We start from the raw sequence: 1033 nt of genomic DNA, 5'->3' as shown, positions 1-1033 counted from the left end.
TCCTTGATCGCCGTTATATCGTTGTAAAAACGGTTGAACGGCTTCACCGTCCCGTCTTCGTCGCGCAACAGGCGGGATGCCTCCCTCAATCCCTGGTAGGTCTTGAATCCGGAAAAGACAAAGATATCCTCTTTGAGCTTTCGCGCCATGGCCTCCGGAATCACGCCGCTCTCCAAAGAGGGAGCGATCGCCCCCTCATACGCCCCGGCATACGCGTCCACCAAGGCACGGACCTTCGGCTCCGCCAGCATCTCCGCCGTGAAACCCTCCCTGCGGAATATCTTTCGCAGGGCCGATTTGAAGACACGCTCGTCGATAGCGGGTATGTCTTCGTTACCCTCGGCCTCAAAAGGAGTAAGACCGTCCCGGTACAATTCATTGATCCGTGCCGTCAGCCCCGATTCTCTTTCGGGGCTGATCCGAAAAAACCTTCCTGTCCGGAAGATCGTTTGCCGGTTACCTCGATACCGAACTTGTCCTTGATCCAAGTCGGATCGATCTCATAGTATTGCATCGCTTGCGCGGTACGTTCCCACAACTGTCCGGTGTCCTCTTCCGAATTGAACGAGAAACGCAAGCCGTCCGGAAGAAAACCGATCCGGAAGAGCGCCGGAAGGACGATGGAGTTCATCCAGTCCTCCACCTGCCGTTTATCGGAATTGACATACTTCTCCAGTTGTTTGACACCCACTTCCTCTTTCGAGCGGTTGCCGTTCTTGGTGTCCTGCCCGATCTGCGCCCCGCTGATGAGCAGCGACATCTCGGAGTTGCAAAGAGAGATCAGGTTGTTATACACATCCCCGTTCGTACTGACCCCTTGGGCAAATTGGAACTCCTCGGTGGTATCGATGATAAAGTAGGCCGCCGACCCCATGTCGCGCAGCATATCCTCCGCCCGGTCGAGCATCGCCGGATCTTGCGTGTTGGTCTTGATGTAGCGGGGCGGTATGCCGTAGATCTCGCACAGCTCCGACCAGCACGAGTGGGCGAACTTCTTGAACAGGGCGTGCGGCACCGCCTTGTTCAACAGCCC

General features: G+C 56.4%; 1 protein-coding gene and 1 pseudogene. Both read right to left on the bottom strand.

Annotated features, from left to right (window positions below):
* Window positions 1–374 (bottom strand): annotated as a pseudogene (locus QVP94_RS01360) (hypothetical protein); the annotation flags it as partial.
* 17 nt (window positions 375–391) lie between these two features.
* Window positions 392–1033: phage portal protein family protein (locus QVP94_RS01355; RefSeq protein ID WP_288213142.1), on the bottom strand; the 642-nt coding region annotated here is incomplete at its 5' end.

It is taken from the genome of Parabacteroides sp. CAG:2 (genome assembly GCF_000436315.1).
Classification (GTDB): Bacteria; Bacteroidota; Bacteroidia; order Bacteroidales; family Tannerellaceae; genus Parabacteroides; species Parabacteroides distasonis.
The sequence above is the reverse complement of the archived record's forward strand: the minus strand, read 5'-3'. Positions and strand labels throughout refer to the sequence as shown.